We start from the raw sequence: 25,512 nt of genomic DNA, 5'->3' as shown, positions 1-25,512 counted from the left end.
TCAAGTAAATCAAGCGCCTTCTAGCTTCTTGATTTTGTATCATTCTGAATTCTTACTTCTGACTCCTGACTTCAGAATTGCCAAAAATCTGTGAACTATTTCATCAAGCTTTGAATATCTGTTTTTTGCAGCCATTCATGTGTTCGCTGCATTCCTGATTCTAGGTCAATTGTTGGTTTATAATTTAACAGATTTTGGGCTTTGACAATGGAACAAGCGTAGGGACGAGTCATAAAATCTATAGACTCTGGAAAAATATCAACTTTTTTCCGAAAAAGTTTTTGCCCTTGAACACGTAACTTTAGAAACAACTTGATTTCATCTTTTGATAATGAAAGGGGTGCTTGTAAACCTTCCATTGCTGCTAAACGCATAAAATACTCTTTCCACGAAGTTTCTTGTCCGTCGGTGATATTAAATATTTCACCGTAGGTTTCTTTTTCCATCGCCAGAAAGATGCCATCAATCAAGTTATCTATATATACATGATTGATCACTCCTTTACTATCATTGGCACAAGCAAATAATTTTTGACGCATCATCAGAATTGGTCTAACTATCCAGGGGATACTTCCTGGGCCGTAAACATCTCCAGCCCTAATAATGATGATGCCAAAATCTGGGGAATTATTCAGTTCTAAGAGTGCTGTTTCAGCTTCTATTTTCGTTTGACAGTAGGGATTATTTTCGCCAGATAGTGGGCCGGATTCTGTAACCCCATTAGGATAGTTGAAACCGTAAACCATTACACTGGATAGATGCACAAATGTTTTGACACCAGCCTGTTTAGCAGCTTTAGCCATGTTGACAGTACCGCCAACATTGATATCACGAAAATGGTTAATTGTACCAGCTTCTTCGGCAATTTGATCTGTATGTAAAACGATATCTACTCCCTGACAAGCCTTTTGGGCAATAGTAGAATCGGTGATACTACCAATAATTATCTCAACACCTAAATGCTGTAATTGTTTGTTCTTTTCTGTAGAACTTTGTAGTCCACGAACCTTCATTCCCTGCGCTATTGCTAACTCGGCTGTACGCAAACCGACAAATTCATCGATTGCAGTAATTAGGAGAGTTTTGTTGTTGAGGTTCATATATTAAGGGTTATACCAATTTTAGATTTTGGATTAGAAGTCTGTTTTCGGTGAAAGAATACCAAATATTTTTATCTTATGCAGAAGTGCATAGAGAAAAGATAGGTAATCTTATAGGACTCATATTTGATTGCGTGAAAAAACTCAGTACAACTCAAAGAGTTTTCTTGACTATTGCCTATTGCTGCCTCCTACAAAAATAAATTTATAAATCAAATCGCATTGCTATTGTAGAGCTTTGCATCAGTTTATCGGAAATCGAATGGACAAGCTTTTCAAATCGCCATTAGTTAATGCAAAGCAATACTTTTAACAAGAATATAGTAATTGCTTAGAAAATATCTCCTGGATCGGCGGAACGGAGTTTATTGATAGCAAGCGCCCCAGAAGTTATGCACATAAGAACTGTTGAAGTTAAGACAATAAGTGCATTATTATTGGTCATAATTATTGGTAACTTAGTTGCTTCTGCTGCAAAGCTATACAACAATACAGAAGTAATAAATCCTGGAATATAACCTAAAATTGCCAAAATTAAAGCTTGTTGAAATACCACATTTAATAAATAGCTATTGGCATAACCAATGGCTTTTAAAGTGGCGTAAGCAACAAATTGGGTAGCAATATTGCTGTAAAGAATTTGATAAACAATAACCACACCAACAACGGCAGCCATTGTCAACATCAAGTTAAGAATAAAACCAATGGGTGTTCTAACAGCCCAATAGTTTTTTTCAAAATCAATAAAGCCTTGGCGGGTAAAAACTTGGACATCACTAGGCAAATTTGCCTGTAAATTTTTCAGTACGTTTTCAGCATTAGCACCAGGTTTGAGTGAAATCAAACCGATATCTATCATATCCGCCGGACGAGTATTGGGATTTATCCTCAAAAAAGTTGAGTCACTAACAAGTAAATTTCCATCTACCCCAAATGAAGGGCCTAATGTGAATAAACCACCAATTCTCACTCTATAGCCAATTAAGGAATTGTAGGGAAATATTTCAATTGTCTGTGCAGTCTCTCCCGCATTAAATTTTTGAGCTATTGGGCCAAACTCTGGGCGAGAACCTCGGTCAAAAAGCACAACATCGGGAATTTTGAGTTTATCTAAATTTTTCTCCACTTCTGGGAGATTCATCACAGGTCTACCTGGGTCGAAACCAATAACATATATTGAATATTTCTCACTAGTTGCCGGATTTTTGAGTTTGGCAAATTGCAAATACATCGGGCTAACTGACTCTACGCCATCAAAGCCTAGAGATTGATATAAACGAGTTCGCGAAAAACTTTGATTTGAGGTCAAAGATTTATATTGCGAACTCACTAAAAATAAATCTCCTTTGAGATTTTGATGCACAGCAGTTGCACTGGAATAAAGAGCATCTTGAAAACCAAGTTGCACAAACATGAGCAGCACAATAAAACCAATTCCGGCTACAGCTACTAGTAAACGAACTTTTTGCTGGGCTAGCTGTAGCCATGCTAAAGGAATTTTGAAAATCATGGATTTATTTGTTATTTGTCATACCCTGCGGGAAGGCGTTCGCGTAGCGTCTCGTAGAGAAGCGCCTATGTCATTTGTCATTTATCATTTGTCATTTGTGAATGACCAATGCTCCATGCATAATGACTAAATATGAATGGCGACATCCACCTGTAAGTTGGTTAAACGAGCAACCTTTTGACTATCTGCGGGATTATCGATGGAGATTTTCACTTCAATTATTCTGCGGTCTGTATCTGAGCCAGGGTTGATGCTGAAGATATTTTGTTTGTCAACTTGCCAACCAACTTCTTTTACAGTTCCTTTGATTGTTCCAGGAAATGCAGTGCTGGTAATGGTGGCTTTTTGTCCTACACGCACTTTTTGAATATCGGTTTGATACACCTCTGCAATCACATACATTTGAGATGTTTTACCGATTTCAGCAAATCCTTTATTGGTGCTGATTACTTCTCCGGTTTTAGCATGAATTTTTAAAATTTTGCCATTTATGGGAGATTTGATGTAACTTAAATCCAAGTCGGCTTTTGCTTGTTGAACAGAAGTTGTGGCACTGTTAACTTCAGTTTGTGCCACCTGAACGTCTACACTACGCACTTCGCTAATGCTGGTGAGTTGTGCTTGTGCTTGCTTGCGTTGTTCTTGGTATGTGTCTTGAGTCCGCTTGAGAGTGGCTTGGGCTTCTGTTAGTTGTTGTTGTGTAGTCTTTAGTTGCAAAGCTTTGCTATCTGCTACAGAAGCCGCGATCGCACCTTGTCTATATAATTGCTGATAGCGATTATTCTCGGCTTGAGCATTGTCTACTTCTGCTTGGATGCGGTCAATTGTCGCCTGTTGTGTCGCAACGTCTCCTTTATATTGTGGCTCTAAACGGGCAATTACAGCCTTTTGAGCATCAACATCTCCGGTTTTACCTCCAGATTTCACCTGCGCTAATTTAGCTTTGGCAACTTGCAGCTGGTCTATAGCCTGTTGCAATGCGGTTTTAGAACGACCATAATTTTCGAGATAGGCCAATAATTGCCCTGCTTTAACCGTATCTCCTTCTTTCACCAACAGTCTGTCTACTCGCACCCCATTATTGGAAGTGGGAGCAGTCAAAGTAGTAACTTCGCCTTCTGGCTCTAAACGTCCCAAAGCAGTCACAGCAACTTTCGCAGGCGTGGCAGCTTTTGGAGGATTTGCTGGCGCTGTCACAACTTTGGGTTTATACCAATAGGGTGTCAAACTATAGAAAGCGATTAATCCAGCCGCCAAAGTCAGAGAAGCTGCTAAAATTACTTGCGATCGGCCTACGGGTTTTCTGAATAATCTACTTTCTTTATTTACTGCCATCTTTTCATTCCAATTCTGCTTTTTTAGGAGATAACCTGGTTATATTTAGTCCATTAGATATAGACTCATCCTCAAATTACCAAGAGGGCTTTTACTCTAGGGTTTCTACTTTAATCAAATGGATGGGTCTAAATTGGTTTTATATGAATTGTTGTACGCTTTTGCCGCCCAAAATCACTATTTTGGCGTGAAAATTAATGGTGGTGTTACTTCAAAGCTTCCTAAGTTATATCCTAATTTGACATCTAAACCAGTAGCGTAAAATACAATCTCGCTAACCAGAAAACTTAACTCTCAAGAACAACGAAGCGCTAATAAAAATGCAATCAAAACTTGGATAAACTTTTCATTAACTATGGCTTAAAAAATAATTTTTGTCAATCGGTTCACTTTGCATAAATCTTGATTCTCTCACTACAATATTTGGTTTTAGTAGGATCAAATGCTGAGGTGATATATTCATCAATAATATATTGTCTGATAATTGAATACCAATAAATAGTTAATTGTTAAGCAGATTTGATATTACTAACAGATTATTGTTAGCAAGGTTGTGTAGTATAAGACATTATTATTGATTTTGCTCATAATAATTAATCGACGGTAAGAAACTGCGTTTACGTAAGACTTTACCCATCTCCGTAGGTTTCAAATAACTAATTTTTCTTAGTCAGTGGAGACAGACTTTATTTGTGTAGCCACAGATTCTATCCGCTTCAGCTTTATAACTGTCTTTTTAACTGATGCAATCATGATTATGTTTATCAAGTAACATACTAAAAATTAATATTTGCTTTATAAATAACCGCTTTGCTTCTTAACTTGACTTATATTGAAAAATAACCCAAAACTTTGGCTCAATTATGATGTTTCTCTGAGAAAACACACTTATGGTTATTCAGTTTATCTATGTATTCAGTGAATTGTTACTTACTAGACAACAGATTTAGATTGTTAACTTAATTCAGCACAAATTTATGGTTAATGCGTAGATAACAAAATATATGGCACATTTATATAGTGGCAAATTATACTTTTTTGCTTAATTTTATGCAATTTAACATCAGTAATTGTGGACGTTTCTTTATAAAATAACTTTAAAGAAATGATTTAATTTCTGTAAAGTATGTTAGTGTTTTTATTAATTCAATGCTTTAAAGTGGTTAAACAAACTAGTTATTTAATTGAAATTTTGAAATTAAAAATAACTAAAAATAACTGCTTTACCATCGCAGTCTGCCCGTTTAATTACTTTTTCAACTTGCATAAATTTGGATTCAAGGTGGTGTCTTTTGTGTAACGAACTTGTCAACTTTGCTGGTTCAAATAGCATAAAATACATTATCCCGGACGTTGAAATTGGCTATGGCATTGATTAAGATACAGAACGTTGCTATTAACAACAGCTATGTTGCTGTGGTTAGGCTAGATAATCAAAAGCTTTCGGGTGAAAAAACGTTTCTGTTCTCTTCGCTACTCCTCAGTTTTCATCACTCCAGTAGGATACCATTACTCAAAATCTTTACCATTACAAATGGATTAAATTAACTGGTCAAGCAGCTATTACACTCCAAGACTATTTTACCAGTTTTAACAACGTCATTGACTTATTACCACAATTGCAAAAGTCTAGCGTTGGATAACATTTTTTCGCAGTGTACCAAAGTCACCTAGAAACATAAGGCTTTACCTGGCATAATTCTAATTACTTTTTCGCCAGGATTTCAGAGGTGCTAACTGGTTGCACAACAAGAGTTTTTCATTAATTAGTAGGCAACAGAAATTACTGTAGCTACACAATCCACAGTACTCACTATGCCCTATGTCTGCTTATTCAATTGATACTGCCTTAGCGGAGTTAGAAAGCCTTATCAATAATTGTGAACAGGCTGTAATTAAGTCTATCGAGGGAAAAAAGATGAAGTTAGATAAATCAGTGTCAATCAACAAAATTAACAGACAATTACAACACAATCCTATCGCCATTGTTGGCATGGCTTCTTTATTGCCTCAAGCTAGAAACTTGCGGGAATACTGGCAAAATATAGTAAACAAAATTGACTGTATTACTGATGTTCCTTCGACTCACTGGAGCGTTGAAGATTATTACGATCCAAATCCTAGAACTACTGAAGATAAAACCTATTGTAAAAGAGGCGGGTTTCTTCCAGAGGTAGATTTTAACCCGATGGAATTCGGCATACCACCCAGCATTTTAGAAGTCACAGATGTATCGCAACTATTAAGTTTAGTGGTTGCAAAAGAAGCGATGGAAGATGCAGGTTATGGCGAAAAACGCGAATTTAACCGCGAGATGGTTGGGGTAATCTTAGGCGTGGCTATGGCCAAGCAATTAGGAATGCCACTTTCTGCCAGGTTGGAATATCCGATTTGGGAAAAAGCACTCAAAAGTAGTGGTTTATCTGACGAAGATACTCAAAAAATCGTTGATAAAATCAAAAGTGCTTACGTTAAGTGGGATGAGAACGCTTTCCCTGGAATGTTAGCTAACGTAGTCGCGGGTAGAATTGCCAATCGCCTAAACTTTGGCGGGATGAATTGCGTAGTTGATGCCGCTTGCGCTAGTTCCTTTGGTGCTTTAAAAATGGCAATTAGTGAGCTAGTTGAGCATCGTTCTGACATGATGCTAACTGGTGGTGTTGATACCGACAACACTATCATGGCTTACATATCGTTCAGCAAAACACCGGCGGTTTCTCCTAGTGAAAATGTCAAACCTTTCGATGCTAAATCCGATGGGATGATGCTGGGTGAAGGTATCGCCATGATGGTTCTCAAACGATTAGAAGATGCTGAACGGGACAACGATAAAATATATGCCGTAATTAAAGGTATTGGTACTTCCAGCGATGGACGTTACAAGAGTATTTATGCTCCGCGCAAAGAAGGTCAAGTTAAAGCCTTAGAACGTGCTTATGAAGATGCCGGCTTCTCTCCCGCTACTGTTGGGTTAATGGAAGCACATGGTACAGGTACAATGGCTGGAGATCCGACAGAATTCGGTTCTTTAAAAGATTTCTTTGATGTGCATGATGATAAAAAGCAGCACATTGCTTTGGGTAGTGTGAAATCGCAAATTGGACACACAAAAGCGGCTGCGGGTGCGGCAAGTTTGATTAAAACTGCTTTGGCTTTACATCACAAAGTATTACCACCGACAATTAACATCACCGAGCCAAACCCCAAACTCAACATTAAAAATTCATCCTTTTATTTGAATACCGAAACTAGACCTTGGATTCGTCCAGAAGGGGAAGCACCAAGACGCGCAGGTGTCAGTTCCTTTGGCTTTGGCGGCACTAACTATCACGTTGTTTTGGAAGAATATGAAGCCGACCAAAACGCCGCTTACCGCTTACACAGTGGTGCTAGTGAAGTGCTGTTGTTTGCTCCCACAGTAGAGCAATTGTTGAGCAAATCGGAAGAGATTTTAGGTAAGTTGCGATCGCCATCAGGTAATGCACATTACACACAATTAGTCAATGAGTGCAAATCGCCACAAATTCCCCTCTCTGCTCCCCGATTCGGGTTTGTCGCTGAGAATCTCGAAGAAGCTTGCAAGTTATTGCAAACTAGCATTGACTGGCTGAAACTCAAAGGAACAGCAGCATCTTGGGAACATCCCCAAGGGATTTATTACCGTGCTTCTGGTATGGAATTGGGCGGAAAAGTTGTCTCTCTATTTTCTGGTCAAGGTTCGCAATACTTGGAAATGGGACGCGAACTGGTGATGAATTTTCCTTTGATGCGCCGTCTGCATGGTTATATGGATAGCCTGTTGCTCAAAGATAATTTGCAGCCACTTTCAGAAATCGTTTTTCCTCATCCTGTGTTTGGAGAGGCAGAAAAAAATGTCCAAATTGCTGCCTTGCAACGCACAGAATACGCTCAACCAGCCATTGGGGTGTTGAGTGCAGGGATGTACAGCATCCTGCAACAAGCTGGATTTAAGTCAGATTTTGTTGCCGGTCATAGCTTTGGTGAACTAACAGCGCTATGGGCTGCGGGGGTTTTGAGTACAGAAGATTACTTGTTCTTAGTGAAAGCTAGGGGTCAAGCAATGGCTGCACCCGAAGATCCGGATCATGATGCGGGTAGTATGCTGGCTGTCAAAGAAGACATTAGCAAAGTGGAAGCAGTGCTGAGGCATTTTCCGCAAGTTGCGATCGCTAATCAAAATTCTCCTACTCAATTTGTCTTGGCTGGGCCTACCGCAGAAATAGCGAGAATCAAAGAGGCTTTACATGAGAAAGGATATACAGCTGTATTGCTACCTGTTTCAGCAGCGTTCCATACACCGCTAATCGCCTTTGCTCAGAAATCCTTTGCGATCGCTACTAAGTCTGTCAAGTTCCAAACTCCCAAAATCCCTGTTTACAGCAACGTTACCAGTAAGCAGTATCCCAAGGAAGCCCAAGGTATTCAAAAGATTCTGGAAACGCACCTTTCTAACTCAGTGCTGTTTAAGCAGGAAATTGAAAATATCTATGCGGCGGGTGGTACTTGCTTTGTGGAATTTGGGCCGAGAAGAATTCTTAGCAACTTGGTGAAAGAGATTCTTGGCGATCGCCCACATATTACCGTATCTTTGAACCCCAGCACTCAAAAGAATAGCGATCGCTCTTTGCGGGAAGCAGTTGTGCAGTTGCGGGTGATAGGCATGGCTTTGAATAACCTCGATCCTTACCAACTTCCCCAAACCATCCCGCCAATTGAGACTAAGAAGACATTAAATGTCCGTTTAAACGGAATAAACTACAGATCCGAAAAAACGAAAAATGCCTTCGCTCTCGCTTTGCAAGATGGGCATCAAGTCACATTACCTACACCCGAATATCCTGATGCGGCTCCCTTATTTAGCAGCCCAGGTGTAACTCCACCTCTGGCTGTAATTGAGACTAACGGACATAAAAAATCCACCCCAGCCATGAACGGTGTGACATTTAATATCATCACCCAGCCAGAGCAACAGATGAATCCTGTTACCCTGTCCCAACCAGTCCAGGAATCTAAGATGCAACCAACACCAGAAAAGCTTACAAATTACGAACAACTTTTAGCAAGTTTAGAATACCTCCTGACGCAGTTCCAGGAAAATCAAGCTGAGAATTTACAAGTTCACGGTACTTATCTCAACCATCAAATGGAATACGCCAAAGCGTTTTTCCAATTGATGCAGCAGCAGAATTCCTTGTTGAGCGAAAGTAAATCAACAGCCGAAACTGCCAAAATGAAGCTAGTTGTCATGGAAAGCTTAGAGCGTAGCATGATGCAGTTTCATTCCCAACAAGGTGAAACCCTACGCATCCATGAGCAATATCTTCAAGAGCAACTGGAATATACTAAGAGCTTTTTCCAACTCATCCAGCAAGAGTATTCTCAAATCATCTCAGGTGAGGGAGTAAGCGAACTAGCAGAGAAACTCAGCAATTTCACTCCGTTCACCACAGAAACAACTGTTACTGATGCACCCGTACCTGCTACTACCAAGATAGTAGAAAGCCAGCCTTTGCCTGTAACTGAGCCTGTAGCTAAAAATGGCTTAAATGTTACCCAAGAACCTCTCTCGGCTGCTGTAGAGCCTGTAGTTGAAACTTCTTACTCCCCACTTCCTACTCCCCACTTCGGAACTGTCGAGACAGTAGAGCCACCTGTCCCAGTAGTAGAACCTCAAGCTGAGGTTGTAGTCAAAATTAGCGCACCTCCAGTCGAGGAAGTTGTTGCCTTCACCCCAGAACCAGCACCCACAACTGCTGCACCTGTACCTGGCGCAACCATCGATATTGTTGACTTGGATAAAAACCTGTTAGCCATCACCAGCGACAAAACGGGCTACCCAGTCGAGATGCTGGAAATGGACATGGATATGGAGGCGGATTTAGGAATTGACTCCATCAAACGGGTGGAAATCCTGGGGGCGCTACAAGAAATGTACCCCAACCTACCCAAGCCGAATTTAGAAGAACTGTCAGAAAAACGCACCATCGGTCAAGTTGTAAAGTATCTGCAATCCCATGCTTCCAAAAGTATTACTGTAGAAATTGCAGTTCACGAAGTACAACAAGCAACTGAGATTGCAGTAGAGGCTGCACCCGTAGTTGAGGTAGTCGCTGCACCGGAACCAAGCGTAGTTGTTGCATTCACCCCAGAACCAGAACCCGCTCCCGCTCCCGCTACAAGTGATGAATTTGCAGACTTAGGTGAAACCCTGTTAGCTATCACCAGCGATAAGACAGGCTATCCAGTAGAGATGCTGGAACTAGAAATGGACATGGAAGCCGATTTAGGGATTGACTCGATTAAACGGGTAGAAATCTTAGGGGCGATGCAAGGAATGTACCCCAACTTACCCAAGCCGAATATCGAAGAACTCGGCGACCTCCGCACCATCGGTCAAATAGTCGATTACCTACAGCAGTTGGCTGGAGGTGAAAAAAAAAAGTCTGAGCCTGAGTTTGTCCAACAACCACCGGAATTAGAGCATAATATCCAGCGCCATCCCGTCAAACTCAGAAGCCTAGCACAACCCGATTATTTGGATTTCACGTTACCAGAGGGACACATCGGTTTAATCACCGATGATGGTTCCCTCACCACCTATAAATTAACTGAATCCCTAATCGAGAAAGGCTGGAAAGTAGTAGTTATCAGCTTCCCCCAATCGCTGATCGCTCAACAAGCGCCTTTACCCACAGGAGTAACCCGCGTCACCTTAGCAAACTTGAGTGAAGAACATCTGCAACAACAATTGCAAGCGATCGCATCTCACTGCGGAACGATTGGGGCCTTCATCCACTTACATCCAATGTTTGTAGGAAATCACATCGGCAGTATTTCTTATAACGAATCAGAAAAGGCGATCGTCAAGCACGTATTTTTGATGGCGAAACACCTGAAACCTTCTCTAAACGAAGCCGCAAAGCATGGACGTAGTTGTTTCTGCACAGTAGCTCACCTTGATGGAGCCTTTGGTTTAGAGTACAAAGTCAACTTCGGTGCGATCGGTGCTGGTTTGTTTGGATTAAGCAAAACTCTCAGATGGGAATGGCCAAAGGTGTTTACTCGTGCGATCGATTTAAGTCCCAGACTTGATGCTAAACAATCAGTACAAAACATCATCGCCGAACTCCACGATCCCAACCTTTATATAAGTGAAGTTGGGTATGGCTCACAAGGACGAGTTACCCTCATCGCCGATTAAAAATCTCTTCTCTCTTCTCTCTGCGCTTCTGCGCCTCTGCGTGAGATTTTCCTTTAGTGAGCAACATCTAAGTACGAGTTTCGTAAATTTGGGGACAATTGAGGATTTAAGTTTAAACGCAAAGGGGCGCAGAGTAAAGCGCAGAGGAACGCAAAGTAAGTTTTGAGTCGATTCGCTACGAGCGAGCTGAGGCAAAGAACCGCAGAGGAGACAGAGGAAGAGATAGGAAACAACTTGTAACCAGCTTTCTAGAGCATCTCTTAATTACGAATTGCGAACTTGTACTGAGCGTAGCCGAAGTATTACGAATTACGAATTAATACCAGAGGATTTATGACACAAACAGCCCAGCTTAGTCCATCATCTGTCTTTGTCGTGAGCGGCGGTGCAAAAGGGATTACGGCTGAGTGTACTATCAGATTAGCCCAACAGCAACCTTGCAAATTCATCCTCCTCGGTCGCTCTGAACTATTAGAAACCGAGCCAAATTACGCTCAAAATGCCGATGAATCCGCATTAAAAAAATGCATCATGGAAAATCTTCTTTCTCAAGGAGAGAAGCCTACACCCATAAATGTGCAAAAAATATATAACAAAATAACCTCTAGCCGCGAGATTAAAAAGACTCTAGCAGCAATTGAAAAAACCGGAGCTAAAGCAGAATATATCAGCGTCGATGTTACAGATACGTCAGCTTTACAAGAAAAACTTGCCACTGCTGTCCAACATCTCGGCCCAATTACCGGAATTATTCACGGCGCGGGAAACTTAGCTGATAAGTTAATTGAAAAGAAAACAGAAGAGGATTTTGAAAAGGTTTACACCGCTAAAGTTCAAGGTTTAGAAAACCTGCTAAATTGCGTCAATCCTAATCAACTTCAGCATTTAGTTTTGTTTTCTTCAGTAACAGGATTTTACGGAAATCCCGGACAATCTGATTATGCGATCGCAAATGAAATTCTGAACAAATCAGCCCATATATTTAAGCAAAGTTATCCCTCATGTCATGTAGTCGCTATCAACTGGGGCGCTTGGGATAGTGGCATGGTGACAGCAGAATTAAAGAAGATTTTTCAAGAGCGAAAAATCGAGATAATTCCCATTGCAGCCGGGGCACAAATGCTTGTTAAAGAAATGGATAATGCCAATCATCCAACTGCACAAGTTGTGATTGGTAGCCCATTAGTTCCAATGGCTACAGAGTTAGATTCAGAACTACGAACTCATCGTATCCGTCGCCAAATGACATTAGAGGCTAATCCATTTTTGCACGATCATACGATTGCTGGTTCTCCAGTTTTACCAGCAACTTGTGCAATGACCTGGATTATCAATGCTTCTGAACAATTATATCCTGGTTATAGATTATTTAATTACCAAGATTTTAAAGTTTTAAAGGGGATTACTTTCAATGAAACATTAGCGAAGGAACATATTTTAGAAATAGAAGAAATTTCTAAAGTTAATCTTGAAAGAATCGAACTTAAAGCCAAAATTTCGAGTAAAAACCCTGAAGGGAGAATCCATTTTCATTTTAGCGCTCAACTCAATCTCCAGCGTGAAATTCCAGATGCACCCATTTATGAATCTCTCAATCTCGAACCAGATAACATTATCACCGCGACAGGAAAAGCTTTTTACCAAAATGGTGGGGCGACATTATTTCACGGCCCCGGTTTTCAAGAAGTTAAAAGAGTTTTAAACATCAGTCCTGAAAAAATCACTACAGAATGTCTTTGGCCAGAACTCACACCACAGCAACAAGGACAATTCCCGGTGCAATGGGTAAATCCTTACACAACTGACTTGAGTATGCACGCCTTATGGATTTGGACACAACACTTTCATCAAGAAGGTTGTTTACCAGGAAAAGTGGAAAAATTTGAACAGTTTGAAGCAATACCACATAACGAAACATTTTACGTTTCTTGTGAAGTACTATTTAAGACACCAAGTAGTGCGATCGCCAACTTTATCATACACGATCGCCAAGGTAAAATCTATTCACGAATGCTCGGCGCTCATGCCATTATTTGGTCAATGAAAATGCTCAGAAGCTAGTAATTGGTCAAGTTTAAAGTTCGTAGTAAGGACTTTAGTCCTTCTTAATATAAGCACTGAAGTGCTTACTACAAACTATCAAAACCTTAGATTGCTATAAAGTGCCTCGTTCAAAGTTTGGGGAACAGCGTAAATCCTGCCTTTTAATTATCTCTTGCTAAATACCCAAACTCGGAGCATATAAATCGTGGAAAAAATAGCCATCATCGCATTATCATGCCTATTCCCCGATGCAAAGAATCCTGAAGAATACTGGCAAAACATCGTTAATCAAAAAGATTCGACATCCTCTGCAACCGTCGAAGAAATCGGAGTAGATCCGACAATCTTTCACAATCCAGTTAAAGGTACACCAGACAAAACTTATTCACTCAAAGGCGGATACATCCGCAACTTTCAGTTTAATCCATCTGAATACAATCTACCATCAGAATTTGTTGATAGCTTAGATAACACCTTCAAATGGTCATTGTATGCAGCTAAACAAGCAATTGAACAAAGTGGTTATTCGGGTAATCAAACTGTCCTTGCAAAATGTGGCGTAATTTTAGGTAATTTATCATTCCCAACAAAATTATCTAATCAATTATTTTCTCCAATTTACCAGCAAGCTATTAACCCTGTCCTTAGAGAGTTTTTGCAGTATGAAGACTTTAATTTAGCTGTCACAACAGCAACTAAAGCCTCTTTATACAATGCGATGATATCTGGTTTACCAGCATCTATCGTAGCTCAAGCTTTATCTCTATCCCAGATTAATTTATGTCTGGATGCTGCTTGCTCGTCATCATTTTACGCGATTAAACTAGCATCTCATTACTTATGGTCACACAAAGCTGATGTCATGTTAGCTGGAGCCATAAGTTGTGCAGATTCCCTGTTTGTGCGGATGTTATTTTCTGGTGTTCAAGGGTATGCAGAAAACGGCATCAGCCGCCCTTTAGATAAGTCGTCTAGAGGTCTAATTCCCGCCGATGGTGTCGGGATGGTGATGCTAAAAAGATATTCTGATGCCGTTAGAGATGGCGATAATATTCTTGCTACTATCTGCGGTAATGGATTATCGAATGATGGCAAAGGGAAGCATTTACTCAGTCCGAATCCTAAAGGACAAACCTTAGCTTTTGAACGAGCCTACAATGAGGCGAATTTTAGTCCAAAAAGCATCGATTATCTAGAGTGTCACGCCACTGGCACATTATTAGGAGATACAACCGAATTCAATTCTATCGAAACATTCTTTGGTCAACATCAAGCTGCGCCTCTAGTGGGTTCTGCTAAGGCCAATACTGGTCACTTGTTAACTGCTGCTGGCATGGTTGGCTTGACTAAAGTGATTTTGAGTATGTCTCATGGTGTAATTCCAGCAACCATGAATGTTTCGGAACCTTTAACTTCAGAAAAAGGTACAATTTCTGCCGATAAAATTGTTAGAAAAGCTACAGCATGGCCTAATAATAATGCACCAATTAAACGGGCAGCTATTAGCGCTTTCGGTTTTGGTGGCACTAATTCTCATCTGATTTTAGAACAAGGAAATACAGCAGAATCAATTGAATCAACTCCACCTGTTCCATCTACCAAAGTCGCTATTGTCGGCATGGATGCCTTTTTTGGTAGCTGCAATGGTTTAGATGCTTTTGAACGCAGTATTTATGATGGTACACAGCATTTTACTTCTCTACCGCCTCAAAGATGGCATGGGATAGAAAATCAAGAAAGTGTCCTGAAAGAGTACGGTTTAGCAGATGGAAAAGCACCAGTAGGGGCATATATCAAAGATTTTGAAATCGATACTTTATCGTGCAAAATCCCACCGAATGAAATAGAGAAATTAAACCCACAACAATTGTTGCTTCTGAAAGTTAGCGATCGCGCCGTGAAAGATGCGAAACTACAGGAGGGTGGCAATGTGGCTGTGATTGTCGCCGCCGAGACAGAATTCTCTGTGCATCAGCTACAGCAAAGATGGAATCTATCTTGGCAAGTTAAGGATGGCTTACTCAACCAAGGAATTTCTCTACCTGCGGAACACCTTTCCCAACTGGAAACCATTGTTAAAGATAGCATTCACCAACCAGTAGAAATCGGCGAATATGTCAGTCACATCGCCAACATCATGGCGAGTCGGATTTCTGCTTTGTGGAATTTCACTGGCCCTGCATTTACCATCAGCGCTGGCGAAAATTCCGCCCTCAAAGCGTTGGAAGTTGCCCAAATGCTACTCGCTACGGGAGAAGTTAATGCAGTGGTTGTTGGTGCAGTAGATTTAGCCGGTGGTGTGGAAAATGTCTTGTTCCGCAACCAATTTGCCCCAATTAATACGGGTGTAAATACGTTGGGTTACGACCAACAAGCTAATGGCTGGACGGTTGGCGAAGGTGCGGGTGCTGTCGTCCTCAAGCGCTACGAAGAAGCTAAGGAAGATAATGAACGCATCTATGCAGTAATTGATGCCATGAGTTTTGCACAAGGTAATTCTACTTTGAGTGACACTCCGGTAAAACCTGATGCTTCAGCTATCAGTAATGTCTGCAAACAAGCTTTCCAAATGGCAGAGATTCAACCCACAGAGGTTAACTATGTGGAAGTCTTCGGTAGTGGCGTTCCCCAGGAGGATGAAGCCGAAATCACAGGTTTATTGCAAGCTTATCCGAAGGTAGGTAATGGTTTGCACTGTGCGTTAGGTAGCGTCAAATCCAATATCGGCCACACCTATACAGCATCGGGAATTGCTAGCTTAATTAAAACCGCTCTCTGTCTTTATTACAGGTATATTCCCGCCACACCAAAATGGTCTGGTGTCAAAACACCGCAAGTATGGGAAGGTAGCCCCTTCTATGTGGCGATGGAATCAAGACCTTGGTTTGTCGATAAAGGCGGCACACGCAGAATAGCAGCAATTAATAGCATGGGTATAGATGGAAGTTACGCCCATTTAATCTTATCGGAAGAACCCAGCCAAGAGGAGCGCGACAACAGATATTTGCAACAAATGCCTTTTCATCTGTTTCCAATCGCAGTTAGCGATCGCTCCACTATACCCGATTTACTTAACCATCTGCAAAAATCCATCGAAGCCAGTTGTTCTTTATCAGCTACCGCCAGCCAAACATTCGCTACCTTTCAACAGCAATCTGATCCAAAATACGTCTTATCAATCGCAGGACGTAACACCAAAGAACTACTCAAAGAAATTGAATCTGCCCGCAAAGGTATAAATAATGCCTTTGAAAATGGCACAGATTGGCAAACACCAATAGGTAGTTATTTCACCGCGAAACCATTGGGTAAAACTGGAGCAGTTGCTTATGTTTATCCCGCAGCAGTCAATTCTTATATCGGCATTGGTCGCACTGTCTTCCGTTTATTTCCGAAAGTTTTCGAGGATTTAAAAAGTAACAATCTCTACAATCGGGCTGCCGATGTTGAAAAGTTAGTTTATCCCAGAAGCTTACCTAAATTGACAACTAGGCAACTAGAAACTCTCGAAAAGCAATTGTTAGATGATTCACTGGCAATGTTTGAAAGTGAAATCGCCTTTGCTAGATACATGACGGCAATTTTCCGAGACGATTTTAAAGTCAAGCCGCAATCTGTATTTGGGTATAGCTTGGGTGAAACTAGTATGATGGTTGCCCAAGGGGTTTGGAGTGATTTTGAAGGTGGAAGTAACACCTTAAACTCATCACCTCTATTTGGCGACAAGTTATCTGGGCCGAAAAATGCTGTGCGTGAATATTGGGGATTAACAGATTCACCAAACAACAATTTTTGGAATACCTATGTTCTCATGGCGACTCCATCGCAAGTTAGAGAATGCCTGAAACATGAAAATCGCGTCTACTTAACTCAAATCAACACACCAGAAGAAGTATTAATTGCTGGTGAAGATGCCGCCTGTAAGCGAGTGATTGCGACTTTAGGTTGCAATGCCTTCCCTGCTCCCTTCGACCATGTGATACATTGTGAAGCGATGCGATCGCAGTACGAGGAAATCAAGAAGGTAAACAGCTTACCATCACAAAATCTTCCTGGGATTGTGTTTTATTCTGCCGCCGATTATCAGCCAATTACACTTGATAGAGATACCATTGCCCACAACATCGCCAAAGGATTGTGCCAAGAACTTGATTTTCCGCAATTAGTTAATCGTGTCTACGGTGATGGAGTCAAAATATTTTTAGAAGCGGGTGCTGGTAATGTCTGTTCGCGATGGATTGATAAAATTCTCGGCAACAAAGAACATATCACAGTCTCTCTAAATCGTAGAGGCATGGATGACCATGCTGCAATGGTCAAAGCATTAGCAAAATTACTCAGTCATCAGGTGAATGTGGATTTATCACCACTGTATAGCAAAGCCCAAGAAAGTGCTAATTCCAGTAAAGCAACATTGAGAACAGTTACCTTGGGTGGGAAAGCGATCGCTGCTACAATTTTGAGTGATGAAAATCGCAAACTAGTTGAAAATTTGGTTGAGGATATTAAGTGCGAACGCTTCAAAATACAGCATCCAGATATACCTAATCTCCAACAATCTGAAATCACAGATTTTCTTAATACTTCCAACCACATCACCCCAGAAGAAACTTATTCCTCTAACATCTTGCCTCAGCTAGAAGAAGTAAAACCGAAAAATATCATTGATAACGTTTTTGAATCGAGAGAACAATTACAATCTTCTGAGTCAAGCGCAATTGGGCAGCAAAATCCTCTTTCTTCGCCACCTGTCATCACTCCAAAAACTAGTAGCATCATCAGCATGTTCGATTTAAATAAGACTCAGTATCAAAAGCTCAATGCTAATAATTCAAAGATAACTAAAGCACACACTGCCTTCTTACAAGCTAGACAAGATTACAGTCAACAAATGAGCGAAATAATTCAATTGCAACTAGCTTGCGCCCAAAACTTGCTTAACGACGAATCCTAATAATCCCAAATGTAGACTCCTGTCAATATGATTCGGTTAAGATCCCCCCGCCTACGGCGACCCCCTTAAAAAGGGGGTGAATAAAGAAAATAGCCCCCCTTTTTAAGGGGGGTTGGGGGGATCTTCAAGTGATAAACAAGCTAACCAAACCGTATTAAAACTTTTTCCAAGAGTTTACATCCTTCAACCTTCAACCTTATCATTCATTGTTTGTATAATCCGAGGGATAACTGCCGTGACAACCGTAGATACGGTACTAAGTAAACACGATAATGGCCTGAACTTCTCCACCTGGTCTTATAACAAAAACCAAGTTTGGAAAGGTTCTTTAGAAACTGTATCTTTTGAAAAACAAACCATCAAAGATAAATTGATGGTGTTAAATAAACCCTGCTACATCGTGAAAGTTGCCGGAAAAATCGGTGTCACTAATGAGGGTTATTTATCCCCTGGTGATAATGGCACAACAGCACAAGTAGAACTCTTAACATTTGCAGCCCCAATCCGCATTCAACAATTTGGAGATCCGAATTTTCTCTCTTTTCATGGAGTGAAATATGCCTACGTTACTGGCGCAATGGCTGGCGGAATTGCCTCTGAAGAAATGGTCATTGCACTCGGAAAAGAGCAAATTTTGAGTTCCTTTGGTGCAGGTGGTTTAACTCCAGAACGTTTGGAAGCAGCTATCAATCGCATTCAACAAGCTTTACCTCAAGGCCCTTATGCATTTAATTTAATTCATAGTCCTAATGAACCTGCGATTGAACGCCGTGCTGTAGATTTATATCTCAAATATCAAGTGAGAACAGTAGAAGCATCTGCATTTCTCGACTTGACTGCCAACATTGTTTATTATCGTGTTGCTGGATTGGGATTGAATAGTGCCAATCAAATTGAAATCAAAAATAAAGTCATTGCCAAAATTTCTCGCCGAGAAGTTGCTACTAAATTTATGCAACCAGCACCGGCCAGAATTATCAAAGAACTTCTGCAACAAGGGTTAATTACTGAGTTACAAGCAACTCTTGCAGCCAAAGTCCCAATGGCTGATGATATTACCGTCGAGGCTGATTCTGGAGGTCATACAGATAACCGTCCCCTGGTTTGTGTGTTACCTTCTATTATTGCCTTGCGGGATGAAGTTCAAGCACAATATCATTACCAAACACCCATTAGAATCGGCGTTGCAGGGGGAATTGGGACACCACAATCAGCATTAGCAGCTTTCATGATGGGTGCTGCTTATATAATGACCGGTTCCATTAATCAATCATGCGTTGAATCTGGGGCTTGTGAACATACCAAAAAGTTACTAGCTCAAGCAGAAATGGCTGATATGATAATGGCTCCAGCAGCAGATATGTTTGAAATGGGAGTCAAATTGCAAGTTCTCAAACGGGGTACAATGTTCCCCATGCGAGCGCAGAAATTATTTGAACTCTATCGCGCCTATGATTCCATTGAAAGCATCCCCCTTGCAGAAAGAGAGAAATTAGAAAAACAAGTTTTTCGCAAAACTATTGCCGAAGTATGGGAAGGAACTGCGGCTTATTTGTCTCAAAAGAATCCTGAGAAACTTGGGAAAGCAGTTAATAATCCTAAACTAAAAATGGCGTTGATTTTTCGCTGGTATCTAGGATTATCTTCTCGCTGGTCTAGTTCTGGTGAAAAAGGTAGAGAAGTCGATTATCAAATTTGGTGTGGCCCGGCAATGGGCGGTTTCAATGACTGGGTACGCGGTTCCTACCTGTCTGAACCAAATAATCGTGGTGTAGTTGATGTTGCTAATCAAATTATGACTGGTGCAGCCTTTTTGTATCGCGTTCAAAATTTGAAAATTCAAGGGCTGCAAGCTTCCGATTATTACAGTCAATATCACCCTGTTCGTTCTACATCATTGTTGGAGATTTAAAAATGACTATAAAACAGTCTTTCACAGCAGACGATATTCAAATATTTTTGGTATCTAACTTAGCTAAATTGCTAAACGTAGCAACTGATGAAATAGATGTCAAAGAACATTTAGAAAACTATGGGTTAGACTCAGCCCAAGCAATGATTCTAGTAAGTAACTTAGAAAAGTTGCTAGGATTTCAACCCTCTCCGTTGCTGCTGTGGCATTATCCAAATATTGAAGCTCTTTCACAGCGTTTAGCTGAAGAAGTGCAAGATGGTTCGCCAATTCAAGATACAAAGGTAGTAGCCTCTAATGCCAACGCTGCACCCTCAATTCTAGATTTAAGTGCCGAGGCTGTTCTTGACCCTACCATCAATCCCGGTGCCGCATCTAATGTGCTTGTGGGTGAACCCAAGAATATCTTTTTAACTGGAGGAACGGGCTTTTTAGGAGCTTTTCTCATCCGCGAATTGCTACAGGAAACTAATGCGGATATCTATTGCTTAGTACGTGCTGCTAATGCCGAAGAAGGCAAAAGCAAACTCCAAAATAATTTGCAACAATATGCAATTTGGCAGGAAGAATTTAGCTCCAGAATTATTCCGATTGTCGGTGATTTATCTCTGCCATTGTTAGGTGTTGGCTCTGAACAGTTTCAAATTTTAGCTACCAATATTGATACTATCTATCATAGCGGTGCTTTGTTGAATTATGTTTTTCCATACTCAGCACTGAAAGCTGCTAATGTTTTAGGAACCCAAGAAGTTCTGAGATTGGCTTGTCAAATTAAAGTCAAGCCTGTACATTACGTTTCTAGTGTGGCTGTTTTTGAATCCACGGCTTATGCTGGCAAGGTTGTCAAAGAACAGGATGAATTCAATCATTGGCAAGGTATTTATCTTGGTTACTCTCAAACTAAATGGGTAGCCGAAAAGTTAGTTAAAATTGCTCGTGACCGTGGACTGCCTGTAACTATTCATAGACCACCACTGATTTCAGGTGATAGCAAAACAGGCATTTGTAACACTCATGACTTTATCAATTTGATGACCAAAGGTTGTCTACAAATGGGATATTTCCCTGATGTAGATTATATGTTGGATATGTCACCTGTGGACTATGTAAGTAAAGCGATCGTTTATCTATCACGGCAGAAAGAATCCATAGGTAAAGCTTTTAATTTACAACATCCTCAACCTGTTTCTTTGAAAATACTAGTTGAGTGGATACGCTCTTTTGGTTATTCAGTTGAAATGATTCCTTATGAAAAATGGCAATCTGAGTTAATCAACAATGTAACTTCTGCGGACAATCCTTTGTACACTCTGCGGCCATTTTTGCTGGAACGTTGGTCTGATGAACAACTGACTATTCCTGATTTGTATTTACAAGCTAGAAGACCACATATTAGCTGCCAGGATACTCTTCATGCATTGGCGGGTAGTTCTATTGCTTGTCCTCCAATTGATTCTCAATTGTTTATGACTTATACAGCTTATTTGATTCAAAGCGGTTTCTTGAATATCGCTTAGTAATTCATAAATTGCGTAGTAGCGTGTCAAGGCTAAAATGTTGCAATAGATTAGCGGTAAAAACATCGAATTTATAAAGTTCAAAGCCCATTCCTTAACGCACTATTTTAGTCTAGACATGCCAGTAGGATGTGTTAAGAACGTAACGCACTATTCCCGATACTTTCGGTGCGTTACGGAAACCGTAACACATCCTACAAAATATTTTTTAGTTCATGTTTTTTACAACACAGTATTACTGAATAGCCAATATTCCAGATGCCAGCAACAACTCATATACTAACAGTGGCAATATAGTTAGTTGCCCTGTTTTTTTATGCTCAATAATGTAAATTTTTAGTATTCACCTCTTGACAGAAGCAATCGAGGATAGAATGGTTAGTGTCGGGCATAAAAGTTTGATTTTAACTGCTGGCTGTTGTGAGTAATCCAAGGGTAGCGCTAGGAATTTAAAATCACTAAACTTCTTTAATGCCCCACTTATTCGATGCATAAATCCTAAATTTGCGTTTGGACAGACACATCTATCTAAGCCATCACCCAAGCATTTGAAAGGGTAATAACTTAAGACGTTTATCGTCGGTTCAGATATTACGCGTACTTAATTGTAGAACGAGAACGACTGTAAATGCAACGCAGCTTCATCAAGTTGAATTCACCAACATTCTTACATGAACAGAACACATCGATATCAGAGCAAACAAACTGCTCTTATTACTGGGGCAGCCGGTGGAATTGGCTACGAATTAGCCTGTATTTTTGCTGCTCATGATTACAATCTAGTCTTAGTAGACAGAAACGGACTAAAGCTAGTAGAGATTGCAGCTAAATTCCAAAAAAAATTCGGAAATCTTGTCAAAACTATTGTTAAGGATTTATCTATATCAACTGCTCCTGAAGAAATTTTCACGGAGTTGCAACTCGCCGATATTAATATTGATGTGCTGGTAAATAATGCTGGATTTGGTATCTATGGATTATTTCACGAAACAGACCTAGCTACTGAATTGGAAATGCTACAGGTAAATTTGGTGTGCCTCACCCATTTAACTAAGCTATTCGTGAAGCACATGGTAAAACAAGGTGAAGGCAAAATCTTAAACGTCGCCTCGGCTGCTGCTTTTCAACCTGGGCCTTTGATGGCAGTTTATTTTGCTACTAAAGCTTATATCTTATCTTTTTCGGAAGCGATCGCTAATGAATTAGAAGGTACAGGTGTCACTGTGACAGTTCTTTGCCCAGGCTCAACAGAATCTGGCTTTCATGAAAGAACGGGAATGGCTAACTCTAAGTTGCTCAAGGGCAAAAAGATGATGGATGCACAAACAGTAGCCGAAATTGGTTTTCACGCCTTAATGAAGGGCAAAACCATTGTCATTCCTGGTTTTATGAATAAACTACTGGCAAAATGCGTCAGATTTGTACCCAGGAACCTGGTGACAAAAATTGTGAGAAATATGCAGGAAGATAAGTAGGGGGAGCAGAGGAGGCAGGGGAGAATAAGTAACTTAATTAATGACTAATGACTAGGATTAATACTGCCAACACTTCAAATTCCAGCCAAAATTCTCTACAGCAACGGCAGCAACATAATTGTTTGCAGGTACTAGTTCAAAAAGACTCCAGTCTTCAGATATCTGTAACTTGGCTGGTTCTGTAGGAGTCAGCGACACTTCAACTTGCTCTAACTGAGATAATCCGTCTCCAGTTGCTTTTAAATAAGCTTCCTTACAAGTCCAGTAACGGAAAAATACCTCTTGCTGTTGGTTGGGAGATAGCGATCGCAACATTTCATATTCTCTCGGTAAAAAGAACCGTTTGGCAAGAGCTTCTAAATCAGACATTGGGCGAATATATTCTAGGTCTACACCAATTGGGCGAGTACAATTCACCGCACACAAACCCAATCCTTGGGAGTGAGACAAGTTAAATGCCAGTCCACTATCGGCAAATGTATCTGCTAATATTGGTTTACCACGCTGTTGATAATTAAACTGCACTTGTCGGGGTTGGACATCCAAATAGCGACCTAATATAGTTCGGAGAATACCGCGACCAGCAATGAAACGCTGCCGATGTTCCTGAAAATAGAACCGTTCAGCACGAGCCATTTCGTCACTGGAAAGAGTTGCTGCTAAATTTTGTAGTTGTGTTTCTGGTTGTTCAAGGTCTATGCGCCAGACATGAATCTCATCCGGTAACAAAGTTACATCTGTCGGTGCAGGTAGCCAGAGATGCTCAATAGCAGTCATGATAATCTATTTAGGTAAAGTAAGATTTATGTTTCTTCTCCGGCTAGAATCTTCTTGCTGTCGTACCAAATTTTTACAACGTTCTCTACCTGCTGTCAACGTAAAAATAAGCAACAAGCCAATTTTTCATTAAGTCTAATTTTATCACTCTCAATTTATAATTTTTCTGTTGATATTAAGTGCATCACTTTGACTTAATAATTGTTTAAAATATTCATCTTCAGCCAAATCAAATGCTTGGTTAATTTAGTGTTTTTATATAGTTTAATAATTCACACTTCCTCTCAAAAAACTGTTCACTAATTATACTAAAATAATACTACGTAATTTTATTTTTGGAGATATCTAATGGGAATCTATCGTTTCGTGTTATCAATCTTTGTTGCCATAAGCCATACAGGAGTACTTATAAACGGTTTAAACCCTGGAGTAATAGCTGTAATATCATTTTTGATTATAAGTGGATATGTAATGACAGCTTTGATATATAAAAATTATTTAGAGCCTAAAAAAATTGTTTGGTTCTATCTCGATCGAATTTTGAGAATTTATCCACAGTATTTATTTAACATAATAGCAGTTTTAATTATTTATTCTGTGTTTGGATTAAACTCTCACTATCTTAGTAAACCTACAGAAATTGGTTTATTACAAAATCTTTTGATCATACCTATGGGATTTTATATGATTCCTTGGGTAGGAGATAAATTTATGATTATTCCACCTGCATGGTCGCTAGGTCTTGAAGGATGTTTTTATATTTTAATTCCTTTTTTTTTAATATATAAATTACAAAAAATTTGTTTCATGTTATCATATATAGTTTTTTTGCTGGCTTATCTAGGAATTATTCACACAGATTATTTTGGCTATAGATTAATATTTGGAACAATATTTATGTTTCTTTGTGGTAGCTTTTTATACAAAAATAAAGATATTAGAACAAATCAGCCAGTAAAGTACACATTAATTTTTTCTTGTTTATTATTGGCAGGAACTTTTTTATATCCTCCTTTAATATTGCCCTATAATCAAGAAGTATTGATAGGATTAATATTAGGAATAATAATTATATCTTTGTTAATAAAAATTCCAAGAACATATTTTGATGACTTCTTTGGCAACCTCTCTTACGGATTATTTTTATCTCATTATTTAGTTATTTTTGAGTTTGAGAAACTAGGAGTAACCTGGAAATTAAAATGGATTTTGTTAATGCTATTATTTTCTATATTTCTTTCAGCAATAGGTTTTTTCGTTTTTGAAAAGCCAGTAATTGCTTGGCGTAAAAAAATTAGAAATCAATAAATGAGGCGGTTGGTTATGAAACCATGATTTGGCTATCTGAAGTAGATATCTCTATCACCGAAAAATATTTTTTATCAAAAAGTGTTAGATCTGGAACAAAAAAATATTGCCAAAGCTTGTTAAAAACTTATTAGAGTTACTTTTTTGTAGAACGTAGTGAGGATGAATGATCATTAATTTGCAATACTTTGCCTTTTTTGTCCTGCTACTGGTAATGCTGCTATTAGCAATTAAGCAAATGAGCGTTGCTTTGGATGAAGTAGATATTGAGCGCTTTACTCTCTGGACAGGTATTGCTTCTGTCATTGCTGGTTTACCAATAATATTGTGGTAGCTTCTGGGTCAATACCATCTTCTCT

At 39.8% G+C, this 25,512-nt stretch carries 12 protein-coding genes and 1 pseudogene; 9 read left to right on the top strand and 4 right to left on the bottom strand.

The window, feature by feature from the left end; genetic code table 11:
• Window positions 1–95: 95 nt before the first annotated feature.
• The 3 genes from RMX98_RS17885 to RMX98_RS17875 form a co-directional block, all read right to left on the bottom strand.
• On the bottom strand, window positions 96–1,100 hold the full coding sequence (locus RMX98_RS17885; RefSeq protein WP_322678034.1) for an NAD-dependent epimerase/dehydratase family protein: 1,005 nt from the start codon (window positions 1,098–1,100) through the stop codon (window positions 96–98).
• A gap of 331 nt (window positions 1,101–1,431) precedes the next feature.
• A complete protein-coding gene (gene devC, locus RMX98_RS17880) occupies window positions 1,432–2,610 on the bottom strand; it encodes an ABC transporter permease DevC (protein ID WP_322678035.1) in 1,179 nt (392 codons plus the stop codon).
• 126 nt (window positions 2,611–2,736) lie between these two features.
• The gene (locus tag RMX98_RS17875; RefSeq protein WP_322678036.1) at window positions 2,737–3,945 is read right to left on the bottom strand and encodes an ABC exporter membrane fusion protein; all 1,209 of its coding nucleotides are present in this window, start codon (window positions 3,943–3,945) and stop codon (window positions 2,737–2,739) included.
• A 1,365-nt stretch (window positions 3,946–5,310) separates the two neighbouring features.
• Between RMX98_RS17875 and RMX98_RS17870 the strand changes: the two are divergent.
• The 7 genes and pseudogenes from RMX98_RS17870 (at window position 5,311) to RMX98_RS17840 (ending at window position 23,068) form a co-directional block, all read left to right on the top strand.
• Window positions 5,311–5,588: pseudogene (locus tag RMX98_RS17870) on the top strand (hypothetical protein).
• Between the two features lie 179 nt (window positions 5,589–5,767).
• A complete protein-coding gene (locus RMX98_RS17865; RefSeq protein WP_322678037.1) occupies window positions 5,768–11,167 on the top strand; it encodes a polyketide synthase in 5,400 nt (1,799 codons plus the stop codon).
• 333 nt (window positions 11,168–11,500) lie between these two features.
• The gene (locus RMX98_RS17860) at window positions 11,501–13,228 is read left to right on the top strand and encodes an SDR family NAD(P)-dependent oxidoreductase (RefSeq protein ID WP_322678038.1); all 1,728 of its coding nucleotides are present in this window, start codon (window positions 11,501–11,503) and stop codon (window positions 13,226–13,228) included.
• 187 nt (window positions 13,229–13,415) lie between these two features.
• Window positions 13,416–18,164: a PfaB family protein gene (locus RMX98_RS17855; RefSeq protein WP_322678039.1), complete on the top strand. Its 4,749-nt coding sequence runs from the start codon at window positions 13,416–13,418 to the stop codon at window positions 18,162–18,164.
• Window positions 18,165–18,399: 235 nt separating this feature from the next.
• Window positions 18,400–20,076, top strand: coding sequence for a PfaD family polyunsaturated fatty acid/polyketide biosynthesis protein (locus tag RMX98_RS17850; RefSeq protein WP_322678040.1), 1,677 nt, complete (start codon window positions 18,400–18,402; stop codon window positions 20,074–20,076).
• Between the two features lie 2 nt (window positions 20,077–20,078).
• Complete coding sequence (locus tag RMX98_RS17845) at window positions 20,079–21,593, top strand: thioester reductase domain-containing protein (protein WP_322678041.1); 1,515 nt, start codon at window positions 20,079–20,081, stop codon at window positions 21,591–21,593.
• A gap of 671 nt (window positions 21,594–22,264) precedes the next feature.
• Window positions 22,265–23,068 carry an SDR family oxidoreductase gene (locus RMX98_RS17840; protein ID WP_322678042.1) on the top strand — a complete coding sequence of 268 codons (804 nt, stop codon included), beginning with the start codon at window positions 22,265–22,267 and terminating at the stop codon, window positions 23,066–23,068.
• 57 nt (window positions 23,069–23,125) lie between these two features.
• Here RMX98_RS17840 and hetI read toward each other — a convergent pair whose 3' ends face one another.
• Entirely contained in the window at window positions 23,126–23,845 is a 720-nt protein-coding gene (hetI, locus tag RMX98_RS17835; protein ID WP_322678043.1) for a 4'-phosphopantetheinyl transferase HetI, read from the bottom strand.
• Between the two features lie 348 nt (window positions 23,846–24,193).
• Here hetI and RMX98_RS17830 point away from each other — a divergent pair, with 348 nt between their 5' ends.
• Together RMX98_RS17830 and RMX98_RS17825 are read left to right on the top strand one after the other, a co-directional pair.
• Window positions 24,194–25,153 carry an acyltransferase gene (locus RMX98_RS17830; RefSeq protein WP_322678044.1) on the top strand — a complete coding sequence of 320 codons (960 nt, stop codon included), beginning with the start codon at window positions 24,194–24,196 and terminating at the stop codon, window positions 25,151–25,153.
• A 166-nt stretch (window positions 25,154–25,319) separates the two neighbouring features.
• Window positions 25,320–25,487, top strand: a complete 168-nt coding sequence (locus RMX98_RS17825; RefSeq protein WP_322678045.1) for a hypothetical protein — start codon at window positions 25,320–25,322, stop codon at window positions 25,485–25,487.
• The last annotated feature ends 25 nt before the right edge of the window (window positions 25,488–25,512 follow it).

It is taken from the genome of Nostoc sp. DedQUE02 (assembly GCF_034531035.1).
Classification (GTDB): Bacteria; Cyanobacteriota; Cyanobacteriia; order Cyanobacteriales; family Nostocaceae; genus Nostoc.
This window is presented reverse-complemented; position numbering and strand designations above follow the sequence as displayed.

Bases quoted from the DNA above. Each gene is read 5' to 3' on its own strand.
- RMX98_RS17830 (WP_322678044.1), top strand. From the start codon at position 24,194: ATGGGAATCTATCGTTTCGTGTTATCAATCTTTGTTGCCATAAGCCAT.
- hetI (WP_322678043.1), bottom strand. From the start codon at position 23,845: ATGACTGCTATTGAGCATCTCTGGCTACCTGCACCGACAGATGTAACT.
- RMX98_RS17860 (WP_322678038.1), top strand. From the start codon at position 11,501: ATGACACAAACAGCCCAGCTTAGTCCATCATCTGTCTTTGTCGTGAGC.
- RMX98_RS17825 (WP_322678045.1), top strand. From the start codon at position 25,320: ATGATCATTAATTTGCAATACTTTGCCTTTTTTGTCCTGCTACTGGTA.
- RMX98_RS17845 (WP_322678041.1), top strand. From the start codon at position 20,079: ATGACTATAAAACAGTCTTTCACAGCAGACGATATTCAAATATTTTTG.
- RMX98_RS17865 (WP_322678037.1), top strand. From the start codon at position 5,768: ATGTCTGCTTATTCAATTGATACTGCCTTAGCGGAGTTAGAAAGCCTT.
- RMX98_RS17840 (WP_322678042.1), top strand. From the start codon at position 22,265: ATGAACAGAACACATCGATATCAGAGCAAACAAACTGCTCTTATTACT.
- RMX98_RS17885 (WP_322678034.1), bottom strand. From the start codon at position 1,100: ATGAACCTCAACAACAAAACTCTCCTAATTACTGCAATCGATGAATTT.
- devC (WP_322678035.1), bottom strand. From the start codon at position 2,610: ATGATTTTCAAAATTCCTTTAGCATGGCTACAGCTAGCCCAGCAAAAA.
- RMX98_RS17875 (WP_322678036.1), bottom strand. From the start codon at position 3,945: ATGGCAGTAAATAAAGAAAGTAGATTATTCAGAAAACCCGTAGGCCGA.